Below are 15,512 nucleotides of genomic sequence, written 5' to 3'. Positions count from 1 at the left end.
GGGCGGCGGGGACGGCAGCGGGCGCAGAAGGAACGGCGGGAACAGCGGCGGGAGCAGGAGCCGCGGCCGCGCCGCCCTCAGCCTCCGCCAACAGCCGGTCAAGGAGCGCCCCGTCCGGCCGCTGCGCCGGATCGCGGACGAGGAGCCGGGTCAGTACGGGACCCAGCGCGCCGGACCGCACCGGCGCGGGGATCGGGTCGTCGAGCACCGCGACCACGGTCGCGAGGCCGGTGGCGCGGCGCAGCGGGTGGTGGCCCTCGGCCGCCACGTACAGGAGCATGCCGAGCGACCACAAGTCGGAGGCCGGGTTGCCCTCCTCGCCGCGGACCCGCTCGGGGGCGATGAACTCCGGCGAGCCGATCAGGTCGCCCGTGGAAGTGAGCCGGGAGGTGGCGCCGTCGAACGCGGCGATGCCGAAGTCGGTGAGCACGGCCCCGCCGTCGTGGCGGAGCAGGACGTTGGCGGGTTTGACGTCGCGGTGCTGGATGCCGGCGGTGTGCGCGGCGCGCAGTGCGGAGAGGACCTGGCGGCCGAGGGCGAGCACCTCGGGGACGGGCATCGGGCCCGCGGCGAGCCGGTCGTACACGGAGCTGCCCTCGACGAGCTCCATCACGATCCACGGGTGCGAGCCGTCCTGCGGCTCGATGATGTGGTGGATCGTCACGACGTGCGGGTTCGACAGCCGGGCCAGGGCGCGGGCTTCGCGGACGGCGCGTTCGCGCAGCTGCGCGGCGAATCCGGGGTTCGCGTCCTCGACGGCGGGGTCGGGCGGGCGGACCTCCTTGAGGGCGACGTCGCGGTCGAGGGCGATGTCGCGGGCGCGCCAGACGGTGCCCATGCCACCGCTGCCGAGTCGGGAGATCAGTCGGAAGCGTCCGTCGACCAGGGGTCTTCGGTCGTCATTCGTGCTCATGGGCGGCCATCGTAGGCGGTTTCGGGTGAGAGGCCGGAGCGGGCCCGGCCCGCCACCCGGCTCGGGCGCGGCAAGGCGGCTACCGGGCCGTCCCGTACGCGCCGGACAGCGCCTCGACGCGCTGCGAGCGCTCGTGTCGAGGACCGGGCGGCAGGCCGCGCCGAGCGCCCGTCGCTGCTGCGAGAGCCGGTCCCGGGGAAGGCGCAATCGCGCTTCTCGTGCCCGGTCGTGACGGCGTGGAGGTTCTTCAGCCGGTTGGTCGCCCGCTCCGCGCCGACAAGATCCGGGCCGTACAGGGACCGCGATATGCACCCCCTCGCACAGTCGCGCCGACAGCCGCAGGGAGGGCCGGGCGTCCGCCCACTCCCCGATCGGCCAGGGGAGAAAACCCCGGTCAGCGCGGGTTGCGCTGGTTTTCGAGCGGAGTCGTGGGGAGTTCCAGGGCGGGCAGCGGGGCACCGGGGCAGCCCTGCGCCTCACCGAAGCGGCCGCCGTTCATCCGGTCCTCCCCTCTGGCGGATCTCCTCGTCCGTGCGGGCGATGAAGTTCCACCACGACACGGAAGTCGCGTTGGCGATCTCACGGGCGGAACCACAGGCGCCCCCGGGGTGACAGGCGGTGACGGCGGGGCGCTCTCGTCACACTGCGGGAGCCTCCGAACGCGCGGCTCCTGGAGCCGGCGTTCCGAGCCCTCCGACCGCCGATGCGGGACGGACTCCGGGCGCCATTCCTCGCGATGCCGCCTGCGAGGTGCGCCTACGATGCCTGCATGTCCTCACGCGACGTCTCTCCAGCTGCTACTGCTGCGCATCAGCACACACCGGGCTCTCGCGAGCTTCTGGCGGCTGCAGGGGTCTTCGCGCTGCTCGCCGACGCGACCCGGCTGCATCTGGTGTGGCTGCTGGCCCGCGGGGAGTCGGACGTGACCGCGCTCGCCGAGGCGGTCGGCGCCGCCCGGCCCGCGGTCAGCCAGCATCTGGCGAAGCTCCGGCTCGGCGGCCTCGTCGAGTCGCGCAAGGAAGGCCGTCGCGTGGTCTACTCGCTGCCGGACGGCCACCTCAAGCGCCTGGTCGTCGAGGCGATCAGCCACGCCGACCACCAGGTGAGCGGCGAACCCTGGCACGACTGAGGCCCGGCCGCGGGTTGTCAGGGCTTCGGTACAGGTAGACGTCGACGACCAGGGCGGCGACCCGGCTCGCCCGCCACCACCGTGCTCGCAGCGCGGCGAGGACACGGTCGGCGCTCTCCGCGCCGGACCCCCTGAATCAATAGGTGCGCACATATGCACGCGTCGGCTACGCTGGAATCACCTGCTGCCGACCGAGGGATGCCCGCGTGCTGTCCGTCCTGAGGAACCGCACCTATCGCCACCTGTTCACCGCCCAGGTCGTCGCCCTCGTGGGCACCGGTCTGGCGACCGTGGCCCTGAGCCTGCTCGCGTACGACCTCGCCGGTGGGAGCGCCTCGGCCGTGCTCGGCACCGCCCTGGCCATCAAGATGGTCGCGTACGTCGGCATGGCCCCGCTGATCAGCGCCTTCGCCGACCGGATACCCCGGCGGGCACTGCTCGTCACCATGGACCTCGTCCGTGCCGGCGTCGCCCTGACCCTGCCGTTCGTCACCGACGTGTGGCAGGTCTACATCCTGATCTTCCTGCTCCAAGGCGCGTCCGCCGTATTCACCCCCACGTTCCAGGCGACCATCCCCGAGGTAGTGCCCGACGAGGACGACTACACCCACGCCCTGTCGCTCTCCCGGCTCGCCTACGACCTGGAAAGCCTCTTCAGCCCCGCACTGGCCGCCGCGCTGCTCTCGCTCGTCGCGTACAACTGGCTCTTCACCGGCACGGCCGCCGGCTTCGTGGCCTCCGGGGTCCTGGTCGTCTCCGTCCTGCTGCCCAAGCCCCGGCCGGTCGAACGCACTGGCGGCGTCTACGCGAAGGCCGCCTTCGGGACCCGCCTCTTCCTCGCCACCCCGCGCCTGCGGGCCCTGCTCGCGCTCGACTTCGTGGTCGCGGCCGTCGGCGCCATGGTGCTGGTCAACACGGTCGTCCTGGTGAGGGACACCCTCGACCGCTCGGCCGGTGACGTGTCGCTCGCGCTGGGGGCGTACGGGGCCGGCTCGATGATCGTCGCGCTGCTGCTGCCGCGGGTCCTCGGGCGTCTGGGTGACCGGACTCTGATGCTGCCCGCCGCCTTCGCCATGACCGGAGCGCTCGCACTGCTGGCGACCGTTCTCGGCGGAGGCGTTCTGTCGTGGCCGCTCCTGCTGGCCGCCTGGCTGATCATCGGGGCCGCGACCTCCGCGATCCTCACCCCCGGTGGACGGCTGCTGCGCCGCTCGGCGGCGGCACCGGATCTGCCCGCGGCCTTCGCCGCCCAGTTCTCCCTCACGCACGCCTGCTGGCTCGTCACCTACCCGCTGGCCGGCTGGCTCGCCGCCCGGGCCGGCCTGGCGGTGTCGGCCGCCGTGCTCACCGCCATCGCCCTCGCCGCCGCCGCGGTCGCCGTACGCCTGTGGCCGCGCACCGACCCCGCGGAGCTGACGCACTTTCACCCCGATCTACCCGGCGACCACCCTCACCTCGCCGATGTCCCCGGCCGCAGTCACCGCCACACCTTCCACATCGACGCCCTTCACCACCGGTGGCCTGCGCACACACCCGTACGGGAGCGGTCCGCGGCGTCATACGCGGCCGGCAGACGGACGGCGTCGATCAGGACGCCGTCTGCGGACCCGTCAGCCGGACCAGCAGGCCGTCGAGACTGACCAGTCCCGTCACGGCTCCTCCCCCATCCCGTACCAGCGCCGAAGAAGCACGGCGGCGACGAAGCTGCTCGACGGCGTGGGAGACCGTGTCGGCGCCGACGGGGCCGAGAACGGGGAAGCGGGAAGCGGGAGAGGCCTGCGCGGGCCACGGTCCGCTCGAGCTCGTCGTCCGTGAACACGGAGCTGACCTCACCCTTCGGCTCGACTCTCAGCAGCCGCAGCAGGGCGCGGGTGAGGGCGACCATCGGGGTCGGGGCCGCGGTGTTCGCGGTGATCGTGGCCGACGGCGGCGTGTGGGGCCCGGCGGGAGTCCTAGCCCTCCGCGAGGACGACGATCGCATCCGCGGGCCCGAGGGTCAGGGAGGCGGTCTTCGACGGATTGAGGAAGATCCCGTAGTTGGGCGGGACCTCGCCGTGTCGGGCGAGGCGGTAGCCGATCGCGGTCTCGCCCTCCCGACGGGCCGCCTCGACGACGGTGGCGAAGTTGGCCTCCGCGCCGAGGACGACGTAGTCCGATGCCGGCTTGAGGTAGATCTCCGAGCCCTCCGGGTTGAAGAGATCGGTGAAGACGTCGTACAGGTCGCGGTTCTCGCTCAGCTGGGTCAGGAGCAGGCTGATCACCTTGGTGCTGACGATGAAGTCGTCGGCCTTGGTCACCTGGGCGACCTCGCGGTTGGCGTCGTCGTTCATCTCCGTGACGATCGAGTACGGGTCGCCGAGCCGCACTTCGATGTCCCGCAGGTGGAGCAGGGTCACGAGCGTCCGGTCGTCGGCCGGGCCGGGTGCGATCGTGTCGTCGGAGAGCACGACGATGTGCTGGTAGGCGCCCAGGTCCAGGGTCTCCAGCGAGGACCTGCGGGTCGGTTCGCAGTGCTTGTAGCCCACGGTGAGGTTCACCGTCTGTTGCTCCAGCGCACTGTCCGGGCGGCGGGGCGCGGCGACGTCCAGGGTCGAGCCGGGCCGGACGAAGCTGTCGAGGAGCGTGACCAGCTTGCTCGTGCGGGAGTTCTCGCCGATGAGGAGGGTGCGGTCGAGCTGCGGCGGCTCGGCCGGGGCCGAGGTGATGGCCGATTCGACGATCCGGGGAGGGGTCCGGGCGAGCCGGATGAGCAGGTCGTCCTGCGCGATCACGAGCAGTTGGTCGCCCCGGCCGATGAGCGTGTCCATGGGCGGGTTGACGAGTACCGCGCCGTCCGCCCGTCGCAGTCCGGCCGGAGCGCCGACATCGTAGGCGTGCAGCGCCGTCCCGTAGGTGGTCCCGACGAGGGCGGGCTCCTCGCGGAGGTAGAACTCGTTGCCGACGAAGCTGAGCAGTTCGTTGAAGACGCCCGACAGGCCGGTCTGGCGGTGCGCCTGCGCGATGAGGCGTACGGCGATGTCCTCGGCGTCGATGACCAACGCGCCCTCGCCCGCGGCCAGGCGGGCCGCGGCGATGTTGTCCGAGTCGTGCACGGCGGCGACGATGTCCGGCCGTGCGCCCCGCCACGGCCGGCTGTTCAGCAGCAGGAGGACCTTGATGACCTCGACGTCCTTGTCCTCGCCGGCCGAGGGCAACACCATGACCGACTTGGCCGTGTCCGGGCTGACCAGCTCCAGGTCGGTCCGGACGAGCGGGTTGCCGGAGCGGCAGATGACGCGGGTGCTGCCGGTGTCCGGGATCCGGGCCCGGATGGCGTCCTCCATGAACACCTTGTCGCGATCCGCGAGGACCACGACGCACGAGCGCCGTTCGCTCTGGTTCGCCTCCACGAGCTCCGAGACGACCGTGAAGACCTGGTCGGACCAGCCGAGGATGATGGTGTGACCGCGTTCCATGAGCTGCGACCGGCCTTTGCGGAGCTCGTGGATCTTCTGGTTGAGGCCGGTGGTCAGGACACCGATCAGGGCGCTGACGAGGAAGATGCCGCCGATGGTCACCGCCAGCATGAGGCCCAGGAAGACCGGACTTCCGGTGTCCCCGCCCATGGTGCCGGCGTCGAGCGTGCGCAGCAGACTCATCCACGCCACGCCGAACCAGCCGCCGTTGTCCTCGGCGTCCGTGTCGGTGAACAGCACGACCAGGGTCGAGGCGAGCGCGATGAGCAGCACCGAGGCCAGCGCCAGCCAGCTGATCAGCGCCGGTGTTCCCCGGTCCATCGTCCCGTCGAACCAGTACCGAAACCGGGTCCGCAGCCTGCCGCGCGCCACCGATCGTCCCCCGCCCCGCGTCATCCGTCGTCTTCGTGCGGCACAGGCCGTTCCCGTGGCTCCGACCCGGCGCGGTTGATCATTCTTTCAGACCTCGGAGGCGGCACGGGCCGACGACTGCCGTGGGCCCGGGCGCGCGTCGACGACGAGGGCCAAGTCGACTCCGGAGCCGGCCCCTTGTCGGCTTCCCGCACTCCCACCATTCTCTACGCCACTGTAGATTGAAGGCCGGACCCGCCCTCTTGAACGGGAGAGACATGTTCGGCATCAGCGAGATCGCGATCCTCCTCATCGTCGTCATCGTGCTGCTCGGCGCCAAGAAGTTGCCCGAGCTGGCCCGCAACGCGGGCAAGGCCGCCCGCATCCTCAAGAGCGAGACCAAGGCGATGAAGGGTGACGGTCACGCTGCCGAACCCCGGGCCACGTACCAGGTCAGCCGGCCCTCGGCGCGCCGGGGCGACACCTCCGAGCCCGGCGGGGCCCACCGCTCACCGCGCCCGTGACTCCCACCCTCCGGGTGCCCGCATCGTTCTCGGCGTCGGGGCGTACCGCCGGACGGACGCCAGGAGAACGGCGGTCGGCCGGTGCGTGACGCGCCGGTACGATGGGCCGCCCCGTAACGGCAGGCGGGGAATCGAGGCAGGAGGTCGACGGCATGGCGGACCAGGGCGGAGGGCGGCAGTCCGGACGCAGGCGCGGTCAGGGGCAGCTCGAGACGCAGGTGCTCGCCGTCCTGCGCGGGAGTTCCGGAGCGCTGACGGCCGGCCAGGTCCAAGAGCGACTGGGGGGCGATCTCGCGTACACGACGGTGATCACGATCCTCACCCGCCTCCACGCCAAGGGTGCCGTCGTCCGTGAGCGGGTGGGGCGGTCTTTCGAGTGGACGGCTCTGGCCGACGAGGCCGGGCTCGCCGCGCTGCGGATGCGCAGGGTCCTGGACGCCGAACAGAACCGTGAGGCCGTTCTCACGAGCTTCGTGACCACCTTGTCGCCCAGCGACGAGCAGCTGTTGCGCACGCTGCTGTCAGAACCGCCGTCAGAAGAGAGCTGACACGCGTGGGAGTCTTCGTCTTCCTTCCGCTGGTACTGCCCTTGTCGGCATGGCCGATCGCGCGGCTGGCCGAGAGACATCTGCACCCCAGGACCGCCACGTGGCTTCTGACCGGCGTCGCCGGGGTCTTCGCGGTGTGCAGCACGCTGTGTCTGGCCCTGCTCATGGTGGTGGGCACGGCCCAACTGCCCGGCAACCCCTTGCCCGACGGCTGGTCCGACCAGGAGGTACGCGAGGCCGTCCCGTACGACGAGGTGGCCGGCAGGGTCGCGATCCCGGCCCTGTTCGCCGTGCTCGTCGCCTGCACGAGGACGGCGTGGCGCCATCGGAGGGTGCGCAGGCGGGCCGAGCGCGCCCTCTCCGGCCTGCCGCCGACGTCCGTGGCCGTGCTACCCGATCCGACGCCGTACGCGTACGCCCTGCCCGGGCACCGCGACCGCGTCGTCGTCACCACCGGGATGCTCGCCGGGCTCAGCTCCCCGGAGCGGCGGGCACTGTTCGCTCATGAGCGCGCCCACCTGGCGGCCCGCCACCACCGGTTCCTCCTCGTCGTACGGCTGGCCGCCCGCGCGAACCCCGTCCTGCGCCCGCTGCAGACCGCGGTCGTGTTCACGGCCGAGCGGTGGGCCGACGAAGAGGCGGCCAACGCCGTCGGCGATCGCCGTACCGTGGCCCTGGCGATCGGCAAGTCCGCGCTGATCTCGCAGGGCTCCCCCGTGGCCGCCCTTGCGCATTTCGCCTCCCCGGCGGGGCCCGTTCCGCGCCGCGTGGCCGCTCTGCTGGGACCGGCCCCCACGGCGCGGATCTGGTCGCCCGTGTTCACCAAGGTGAGCCTGGCGGCGTGGGCGGCCGCGGCGGGGATCACCGCTTCGGCGCTGTCGTCGGCGAACTCCGCCATCACACTCGCGGTGATCCTCCACGCGGCCACGCCCATGTAGTCGGGAGAGAGCCGGAAGAGCGGTGATGACCGCTCCCCCTGGCGTTCCCCGTCGTCAGTGGCGCGCCTTGAAACGCTCCAGCGCCGCCACGCCGACGGCGGCGAGGGCGATCTGGATGAGCCACTCGATCCAGTCCACGCCCTTCGTGTCGGCGACACCGAGGGCTCCGGCGATAGCGGCACCGGCCAAGGCGGCGACGATACCGACGGCGATCGTCCACAGCACGCCGATTCGCTGGCGTCCCGGCAGCACAAGCCGTCCCAGCGCGCCGATGATCACTCCGATCACGATGGCGCTGATCACGCCCGAGATCTCCATACCGGTCTCCCTCCGGCTCGGTCTACAGGTCGAATTCGTGGGGCGGCAGGTCGAGCGTGAAGCACGCCTCCCGCACCACGGCCTGCTCGGTCTTGTCGAAGTCGCCGTCGGCGCCGCCGATGACGATGCCGATCTGGACGACCGCGCGGGCCTCGGCCGGCTTCTTCTTCGTCTTGGCGATCTCCTGCAGAACGCTGATCTTTCCGAAGTCGAAGTCGGCGGTCAGTTTGTCGAGGTTGTCGTCGAAGCGGCGCTGCAGATCCGTCGCGTCGAAGTTCTGCAGCACCTCGTTCGTGGCGATGAGCTGCGCGACACGCTGCCGCTCGGCGGGGTCGATCGTGCCGTCGGCGGCGGCGACGAGAGCGCACATGGCCATGCTCGCGTCACGGAAGGCACCGGACTTGAGGTCGTTCTTCTTGGCGTTCAGCTGAGTCTGCATCGTCGATGCGGACTCCTTGATGCGGTCCCACAGGGCCATCGACCACTCCATCGAGTCAGGGGTGTTCGGAGCAGGTGTCGGAATCACAGCCTGCCCGAAGCATCCTCTTACTTCTACATCCATGTAGAAACTACCAGGGGTGAGGGACGGCAGTACGCGTGTACCCGGATACGAGACGCCGAATCGCGCAAGGAAGGCCGGCCCCTCATCGCCTTCGCCACCCAGCCGTCACTTGTCCGCCCTCGGAACCTCCGGGATCATCAGCACACGCGGGCAAGGTCGCCGTCCGGCGTGTTCCGTCGCGGATCCCAGCATCCTCGCCCTCGTACAACAGGCACCGAACCTCGGCCAAGAAAGGTCGACGGAGCTGCACGTCGTAGTGGCGTGGCGTGCCACGCGACCGGAAAGTCTCATTCGCCCTCAGAGCCGAGCGTGCTTGAGTCATGATGCTCGAGTCATGCCGATCTCGCGTGCATTCGATCACTGTCGCCCGGCTCGGCGTACGCCGGCAAGGGACGCTGCCGCCTGTGCGATCGTCCTTGCCCTGACCGGCGCCGCCCTCGCCGCGGGGCTCCACCACGCGACGACGGACTCCGCCGTCTCCTGGCCCGCTCTGGGAATCGCGGCATCGGGTCTCGCCGCGTGCGCCTACCCGGTCATCCGTTCCGGAGCACCCCGCGCAGGCACTCTCGCCCTCACCGCAGCGCAAGCACTCCTGCCCGGCTGGTTGTCACTGACGAGGACGGACGTCCCTGCGGCACAGCTGGACGGGCACCTGCGGCTCCCGACAGCCTGGCACCATCAGCCCCTGGCCATGGCCGCGTTGAACCTCCTCGTCGGGCACGCCCTGATTCTCCTCCTCCGCAACACGGCAGATCTGCCCGCCCGTCTCGCGTACGCGGCGGCCGGCACCGCACGCCGCTGGTGGACACGCCTGCCGTACGCCGTACGCCTCCTCACGCGCCGCGCGGACGCGCCTCCGCCGAAGACGCGAACGGCGCCCCGGCCCGCCGTCACACTGCCGCGACCGCGTGCGCTCTCGGTCCTGCTCCATCGCGCTCAGCCCTGCGCCCCGTGACTCCCGGGCAGCACTCCCCTCCATCCCGCCCTCACGCACGCCGGTGACTTCGGCGTGCCCTCACCGACACCGGAGTGTCTGCTGTGCCTGCCCTGACGGCCGCGGCCGCCTCACCGAAACGCGCGGAACCGTACCCGGCCCCGCCACCACCCGACATAGGCCCCCGCCTCGTCGCTGATCCACCGTCCCGCCCCGCGCCCGGATCCGCGGTTCCGCGCGTCGCACATGGAAACGACCTGGGAGGTCATGCCGAATGAGGGCAGCAGTGAAGTCGGGCCTCAAGCGGCTCATGGGACGCGCCGGTTTCGACATCGTGCGCAGCATCGACAACCGGGGCGGAGTGGACGACTTCCTCCCGTTCGAGGCCACCATGCGGGCCGCGCGGTCGGCCGGCCTGTCGGTCGGCGACTACCTCGACGAGGTCATGAACGGCACGCCCGGCGCCACCCAGTCCACCATCGACGAACTGCGCTCCCTCGGCGTCTTCGCCGCCGACCCGAAGACGGTGCTGGAGATCGGCCCCGGATCCGGCCGGTACCTGGAGAAGACGCTGAAGGAGTGCTCGCCGAGCCGCTACGAGATCTACGAGACAGCGACCCCCTGGGCCGACTACCTCGTGGACACGTTCAAGGTGGTCGCCCGGGCGACGTCAGGCAGCAGCCTCGCCCCCACGCCCGACGGGAGCGTCGACCTCGTCCAGGCCCACAAGGTCTTCAATACCGTCACCTTCCTCAAGGCCTCCCGCTACTTCTTCGAGATGGCACGCGTCACGCGACCCGGTGGCCGGATCGTCTTCGACGTCATGACGGAGACCTGCCTGGACCCGACGACTGTGCGCGCCTGGGCGACGAAGGGCGGGGTGGGGCACGGCTCCTACCCGGCCGCCATGCCTCGCCAGACGTGCGTGGACCTCTTCGCGACCCTCGGCTGCGCCCTGGAGGCCAGCTTCCCGGCCCCCCTGGGCTTCGCCTCCACCGAAGTCCTCGTCTTCGGAAAGGGGGCCTGAAGCCGGGACCGTCCGGGTGCCCTGTCCGTCGGGCGGTTCGGCGCGGACGCGGCGGCAGAGTGCTGGAGGAGCACGCCACCCAGCGGGCCTACCGGACCGGCGTGCTGTCGCGTACGACCGGCGTCGCCGGAAGCAGGAGTCCGGTCGCCGGTGCGGTGGCGGTGCCCTCGACCACGGTGATCAGTCGGTCGACGAGCGCGTGGGCGATGTCGGCGAGCGGCAGGCGCACGCTGGTGAGGGCGGGCTGGAGCAGCGTACAGAGCGGCATGTCGTTGAAGCCGGTGACGGCGACGTCGGTGCCGACGGTGAGACCGGCCGCGCGGACGGCCTGGTAGGCGGTCAGGGCGAGCCAGTCACTCGCGCAGACCAGGGCGGTCGGGCGGTCGGGTCCGACCAGCAGACGCTGGACCGCGTGGGCGAGCGCGGCCGGGTCGTCGTCGGGGACGCCGACCTCGAAGGCGCCGTCGGGGGCGCCCGCAGCGGCCTGGAGCAGGCCGGCCCTGCGGTCGGCGAGCCAGGGCAGGGAGGCGGCGGAGTTGACGTAACAGATCCGGCGGTGACCCTGTCCGAGCAGGAGGCGGACCAGCTCGGCGGTGGCGGCGGCGGAGTCGATGTCCACCCAGTTCTGCGGGCGGCCGGGAGCCGTGCGGCCGAAGGCGACGAACGGGAATCCGGCCTCGGTGAGCGCGTCGACCCGGGGGTCGTCGTGGATGACGTCGGAGAGGACGAACCCGTCGACCTGGCGGGCGGCGATCAGCCCGTTCAGCGACTTGGCGACCGCCCGGGCGCCCTGCTGGGGGTCGCAGCGGAACAGCAGGACGCGGTGGCCCACGGCGTCGGCGGCGCTGACGAGCGCCTGGAGGAAGCCGCCCATCAGGGGGTTGGGGTCGGCGGGATTGTCGGCGGGTGCGGGATAGCCGATGACCTTGCGGGTGCCGGTGCGCAGACTGCGAGCGGACTGATCGGGCTGGTAGCCGAGCTCCTCGATGGCGGCGGTGACCCGGGCGAGTGTGCTCGCGCGCAGCCGGTGGGGGGCGTTGAGGGCGTTCGAGACGGTCTGGCGGGAGACTCCCGCCAGACGTGCGACGTCCTCGATGGTCACCTGTCGAGCGGTCATCGTTCCTCTGTGGGCAGGGGGCGGCGGACTGCGGGCGGCGAACGGCCGCCCCCGGCCCGCCGTCGTTCAGACCTCGCGGGTCAGGGTGAGGAGTCCGCCGGTCGGTACGGTCACCGGGTTCACCCCGGCGACGAGGTCGAGCACGGTCTCGGACAGGATCTCACCACGGCAGTCCTGGACGAGGGCGAGGGCCCGTTCCGGCCGGGTGGCCGTGAGGAGCACCACGGGGTCGCTGTCGGCGTTGGCGACGAGAAGGACCTGCGGGATGTCCGTGTCGTCCCGTTCCGGGAGGGCGACGGGCAGCGGCGCGTAGCGGGCGACCACCGTGGTGCGGTGGTCGTGGGCGCGAACCAGGGGGTATCCGAGGTCGGGACGCGCGGGTTCCAGGGCACCCAGCTGAAGGACCTCGGCGTACCGGCGGAAGACGCCGAGCCAGAAGCGCAGGGTGGCGAGTTGGTCGGGTGTCTGGGCGCCGAGGTCGACGGAGATCTGCGGGACCGAGAACAGGGCGTTGACGAGGTGGACGGCCACCGACTCGGGCGTCTCGGCGGGATGCCACATGATCATGTCGGCGTGGACGGCGAGCGGGCCCGCGGTGAGCCGGCAGTCCACGGTGCGCTGGCGGTTCTCCGCGGGGCTGAGCGGGCAGTCGGTGGCACGGACCATGGTGGCGTACGGCCAGAGGCCGGGGCTGACGTACGGCTGACGGTGTTCGACGATCACGTCGGGCCGGGTGCGGCGCAGCCGGGCGTCCAGGTCGGCGACCAGCCGGCGTACGCCGTCGTGGACGGTGGCGTGGTCGGCGCCGGCCGGGGCGGGCGGGGGGTCGGTGACGGCGAAGCGGTCGATGAAGTCGAGCTTCACGCCGTCCATGCCCCAGTCCTCGACGGCGCGGGACACCTTGTCGATCAGGTGGGCGCGGACCTCGGGATGGCGGGGGTCGAGCACGGCCGCGTCCAGGTGGGGTTCCTCGCGGAGGATCAGTCCCTTGAAGCGGTCCCAGGCCTCGTTGTGGCGGCCGATGAACGGCAGCGCGTACCAGAGGAGGTAGGCGGGGCCGAGGCGATGGACCTCGGCGACGTGGGCCGCGGGGTCGGGGAAGGCCTTCGGGTTGGGCTCCCAGTCACCGCAGTGCCCGTAGCCGCGCGTACGGTCTGAGGTCTGCCAGCCGTCGTCGACGATGACGCTCTCGCAGCCGACGGCCGCGGCCAGGGCCGCCTGGTGTTCGACGGTGGCGGCGTCGACGTTCTGGTGGAGGCTGTACCAGGTGGAGTAGGCGGGCATGCGCGCGGCGGGGGCGATGCCGGGGTGGTCCGTGCCCTCGGCCCACCAGTCGGTGACGGCCCGCAGGGTGGCGGCGAAGTGCCGGCCGCTGAGGTCGATCCGTACACGCAACGGCGGTCCGCCCGGGACGAGTTCCTGCTCGACGGTGAAGGCGAACTCGCCGCTCTCCTCCACCACGCCGGCGCCGACGCGTACGGGGGCGGTCGTCTCGCCCGCCGCGGCGGTGCACAGGGCGCGGTCGTCGGTGCCGACCAGGCTGGCGACGGGGGCGCCCAGGGCGAGCGAGACGGTGCGGGGGGCGATCCAGGACGGCGGAAGCCAGCGGGAGGCGTTGGTGTCCGGGGTCCAGTAGGCGGTGGCTCCGACGCAGGGGACGCGCCATTCGGCGCGGAGGGTGACCGCGTCCGTCGCCCTGACCTCGATGAGCGCGACGCCGTCGCCGAGCCGGGTGGCGGTCGCCTCCCACCGGTCGCTGCCGAGCCCGGTGAGGTGGACGGTGAGCGGGGCTCCGGTGGGGTGGAGCAGGCCGGTGGGGAGCTGCCGGTGGGCGACGGTGCCGGGGGTGCTCTCCGCGGGAGCGTTGGGGCGCCAGGCCGGGACGGGCAGCACGGCGGTGGAATCCGGCGCGGTGGGGTCCAGCGCGGTGGTCTCCGCTGCGGTGGGGTCCGGTGTGGTGGTCACGGTGGTCACTCCTTGGTGGCCCCGGCCAGCAGGCCGGAGATGAACTGGCGTTGCAGGACGAGGAAGAGGGCCATCACGGGGATGGCGGCGATGGCGCTGGCCAGCAGCAGCTGCCCGTAGTTGGTGGTCGAGAGGCCCTGGAGGGTGGCCGTGGCCACGGGGAGCGTGAACATCTCGGGGCTGCGCAGCGCGATCAGCGGCCAGACGAACTGGTTCCAGCCGCCCAGGAAGACGAACAGGGCGAGGGCGGCGATGATCGGCCGGTTGACCGGGATGACGATCCGCCACAGCACCCGCAGTTCACCGGCGCCGTCGACGCGGGCCGCGTCCAGGAGTTCGTCGGGCATGGACCGCAGCGCCTGCCGCATCAGGAAGATGCCGAACGGGGTGACCAGGCCGGGCAGGATGACGGACTGATAGGTGTCGATCAGGCCCAGTTCCATCATCATCTGGAAGATCGGGATCAGCATCACCGTGTCGGGGATGACCAGGGTGCTGAGCAGCAGGGCGAAGAACAGGTTGCGTCCGCGGAAGTCGAACTTGGCGAAGGCGTAGCCGGCCAGGACCGAGACGACGACGGCCCCGACGGTCTGGACGCCCGCCACCACGACGGTGTTGAGGAGGACGCGGGCGAGGCCGACGGACTCCTGGAGCCCTTGGAGGTTGTCCAGGAGGTGGCCTCCGGGCAGCAGCTTCGGCGGCCAGGAGAACACGTCCTTGTCGTCCTGGGTGGCGGCCATGGCGAGCCAGTAGAACGGACCGACACAGAGCCCGAAGGCACCTGCGAGCAACAGTGTGAGCAGGGGGCCGTGCGTCTTCATCGGCGCTCTCCCATCAGACGGACCTGGAGGACGCCGAGGACGGAGACGATCAGCGCGAGGGCGTAGGCGAGGGCCGAGGCGTAGCCGAAGTCGAAGTACTTGAAGCCGTTGTTGTAGAGGTACATGGTGACCGTGAGGGTGGAGTTGTCGGGGCCGCCTCCGGTGAGGACGTACGGCTCGTCGAAGAGCTGGAGGGTGCCGATGGTGGAGAGCACCACGGTGAGGAGGAGGATCGGCCGCAGCTGGGGCAGGGTGATGGAGAGGAAGCGGCGGACCGGACCCGCGCCGTCGACCATGGCGGCCTCGTACAACTCCCTGGGGATTCCCTGGAGTCCGGCGAGGTACATCACCGCGTTGTAGCCGGTGTAGTGCCAGGTGATGACGAGGACGACGCCGACGCGGGCCCAGAAGGGGCTGCCGAGCCAGTTCACCGGATCGACGCCGACGAGCGAGAGCACCCAGTTCAGCAGTCCGGCGTCACGGTTGAGGATGACGGAGAACATCACGCCGGCGGCGACCAGACCGGTCAGGGACGGGACGAAGACGCCGAGTCGCCAGAGCGGACGCAGCCGGACCTTGGTGGAGTTGAGGCCGAGCGCGACGAGCAGGGCGAGGCCGAGCATCAGCGGCACCTGGACGACCAGGATGAGCGCGGTGTTCCTGAGCGCGGTCCAGAACAGCGGGTCCGACAGGAGGCGCCGGTAATTGGCGAGTCCGGCGAACCGCTCGCTCTCGCCGTTGCCGGTGGTGAGGCTGATCCAGAACGAGGCGGCGATGGGGTACGCCTTGAAGACGGCGAAGCCCAGGACGGCGGGCGCGATCAGCAGGTACGGGAAGGAGTCACGGGTCAGCAGCCGTCGCCGGACCGGTCGGGCGGGGCGGCCTGCGGGCCCACGGACGCCGCGACCGG

The 15,512-nt window shown here is 71.4% G+C and carries 15 protein-coding genes; 7 read left to right on the top strand and 8 right to left on the bottom strand.

The features are described from left to right. Window positions 1–913: serine/threonine-protein kinase (locus CCN56_RS28695; RefSeq protein ID WP_143664652.1), on the bottom strand; the 913-nt coding region annotated here is incomplete at its 3' end. Window positions 914–1,682: 769 nt separating this feature from the next. Here CCN56_RS28695 and CCN56_RS28690 point away from each other — a divergent pair. Then, window positions 1,683–2,042 (top strand): metalloregulator ArsR/SmtB family transcription factor, encoded by a 360-nt coding sequence (locus tag CCN56_RS28690; RefSeq protein ID WP_086830901.1) that lies wholly within the window; start codon window positions 1,683–1,685, stop codon window positions 2,040–2,042. Window positions 2,043–2,248: 206 nt separating this feature from the next. Then, a complete protein-coding gene (locus CCN56_RS28685) occupies window positions 2,249–3,682 on the top strand; it encodes an MFS transporter (RefSeq protein WP_086830897.1) in 1,434 nt (477 codons plus the stop codon). Window positions 3,683–3,994: 312 nt separating this feature from the next. Here CCN56_RS28685 and CCN56_RS28675 read toward each other — a convergent pair whose 3' ends face one another. Further along, window positions 3,995–5,869, bottom strand: coding sequence for a potassium transporter TrkA (locus CCN56_RS28675; protein WP_256962212.1), 1,875 nt, complete (start codon window positions 5,867–5,869; stop codon window positions 3,995–3,997). 257 nt (window positions 5,870–6,126) lie between these two features. On the opposite strand from CCN56_RS28675, the gene CCN56_RS28670 reads away from it, so the two are divergent. The 3 genes from CCN56_RS28670 (at window position 6,127) to CCN56_RS28660 (ending at window position 7,858) form a co-directional block, all read left to right on the top strand. Beyond that, complete coding sequence (locus CCN56_RS28670) at window positions 6,127–6,372, top strand: twin-arginine translocase TatA/TatE family subunit (RefSeq protein ID WP_086830894.1); 246 nt, start codon at window positions 6,127–6,129, stop codon at window positions 6,370–6,372. Window positions 6,373–6,524: 152 nt separating this feature from the next. Further along, window positions 6,525–6,920: a BlaI/MecI/CopY family transcriptional regulator gene (locus tag CCN56_RS28665; RefSeq protein ID WP_086830893.1), complete on the top strand. Its 396-nt coding sequence runs from the start codon at window positions 6,525–6,527 to the stop codon at window positions 6,918–6,920. A 5-nt stretch (window positions 6,921–6,925) separates the two neighbouring features. After that, complete coding sequence (locus CCN56_RS28660) at window positions 6,926–7,858, top strand: M56 family metallopeptidase (protein WP_086830892.1); 933 nt, start codon at window positions 6,926–6,928, stop codon at window positions 7,856–7,858. A gap of 54 nt (window positions 7,859–7,912) precedes the next feature. Here CCN56_RS28660 and CCN56_RS28655 read toward each other — a convergent pair whose 3' ends face one another. After that, entirely contained in the window at window positions 7,913–8,176 is a 264-nt protein-coding gene (locus CCN56_RS28655) for a GlsB/YeaQ/YmgE family stress response membrane protein (RefSeq protein ID WP_086830891.1), read from the bottom strand. A gap of 22 nt (window positions 8,177–8,198) precedes the next feature. Beyond that, on the bottom strand, window positions 8,199–8,654 hold the full coding sequence (locus CCN56_RS28650) for a tellurite resistance TerB family protein (protein WP_086830890.1): 456 nt from the start codon (window positions 8,652–8,654) through the stop codon (window positions 8,199–8,201). Between the two features lie 775 nt (window positions 8,655–9,429). On the opposite strand from CCN56_RS28650, the gene CCN56_RS28645 reads away from it, so the two are divergent. Together CCN56_RS28645 and CCN56_RS28640 are read left to right on the top strand one after the other, a co-directional pair. After that, complete coding sequence (locus tag CCN56_RS28645; RefSeq protein WP_086830889.1) at window positions 9,430–9,693, top strand: hypothetical protein; 264 nt, start codon at window positions 9,430–9,432, stop codon at window positions 9,691–9,693. Between the two features lie 253 nt (window positions 9,694–9,946). After that, window positions 9,947–10,699 (top strand): class I SAM-dependent methyltransferase, encoded by a 753-nt coding sequence (locus CCN56_RS28640; RefSeq protein ID WP_256962210.1) that lies wholly within the window; start codon window positions 9,947–9,949, stop codon window positions 10,697–10,699. Between the two features lie 88 nt (window positions 10,700–10,787). Here CCN56_RS28640 and CCN56_RS28635 read toward each other — a convergent pair whose 3' ends face one another. From CCN56_RS28635 to CCN56_RS28620, 4 genes are all read right to left on the bottom strand, one after another. Further along, window positions 10,788–11,816, bottom strand: coding sequence for a LacI family DNA-binding transcriptional regulator (locus tag CCN56_RS28635; protein WP_086830888.1), 1,029 nt, complete (start codon window positions 11,814–11,816; stop codon window positions 10,788–10,790). A 66-nt stretch (window positions 11,817–11,882) separates the two neighbouring features. Then, complete coding sequence (locus CCN56_RS28630) at window positions 11,883–13,781, bottom strand: glycoside hydrolase family 36 protein (protein WP_256962209.1); 1,899 nt, start codon at window positions 13,779–13,781, stop codon at window positions 11,883–11,885. 5 nt (window positions 13,782–13,786) lie between these two features. Next, window positions 13,787–14,602: a carbohydrate ABC transporter permease gene (locus CCN56_RS28625; RefSeq protein WP_086830887.1), complete on the bottom strand. Its 816-nt coding sequence runs from the start codon at window positions 14,600–14,602 to the stop codon at window positions 13,787–13,789. Continuing rightward, window positions 14,599–15,512 (bottom strand): carbohydrate ABC transporter permease (locus CCN56_RS28620; RefSeq protein WP_256962208.1); only part of this gene is annotated, 914 nt, incomplete at its 5' end. The genes CCN56_RS28620 and CCN56_RS28625, both read right to left, overlap by 4 nt.

It is taken from the genome of Streptomyces sp. NRRL B-24572, assembly GCF_002156145.1.
GTDB classification, from domain to species: domain Bacteria; phylum Actinomycetota; class Actinomycetes; order Streptomycetales; family Streptomycetaceae; genus Streptomyces; species Streptomyces vietnamensis.
Note: the sequence above shows the minus strand (reverse complement) of the source record. Positions and strands in the feature narration are given on the sequence as shown.

Excerpts from the sequence above, each read along its gene's own strand:
- CCN56_RS28625 (WP_086830887.1), bottom strand. The coding sequence starts at position 14,602 with ATGAAGACGCACGGCCCCCTGCTCACACTGTTGCTCGCAGGTGCCTTC.
- CCN56_RS28635 (WP_086830888.1), bottom strand. The coding sequence starts at position 11,816 with ATGACCGCTCGACAGGTGACCATCGAGGACGTCGCACGTCTGGCGGGA.
- CCN56_RS28690 (WP_086830901.1), top strand. The coding sequence starts at position 1,683 with ATGTCCTCACGCGACGTCTCTCCAGCTGCTACTGCTGCGCATCAGCAC.
- CCN56_RS28645 (WP_086830889.1), top strand. The coding sequence starts at position 9,430 with ATGGCCGCGTTGAACCTCCTCGTCGGGCACGCCCTGATTCTCCTCCTC.
- CCN56_RS28655 (WP_086830891.1), bottom strand. The coding sequence starts at position 8,176 with ATGGAGATCTCGGGCGTGATCAGCGCCATCGTGATCGGAGTGATCATC.
- CCN56_RS28665 (WP_086830893.1), top strand. The coding sequence starts at position 6,525 with ATGGCGGACCAGGGCGGAGGGCGGCAGTCCGGACGCAGGCGCGGTCAG.
- CCN56_RS28670 (WP_086830894.1), top strand. The coding sequence starts at position 6,127 with ATGTTCGGCATCAGCGAGATCGCGATCCTCCTCATCGTCGTCATCGTG.
- CCN56_RS28650 (WP_086830890.1), bottom strand. The coding sequence starts at position 8,654 with ATGGCCCTGTGGGACCGCATCAAGGAGTCCGCATCGACGATGCAGACT.
- CCN56_RS28640 (WP_256962210.1), top strand. The coding sequence starts at position 9,947 with ATGAGGGCAGCAGTGAAGTCGGGCCTCAAGCGGCTCATGGGACGCGCC.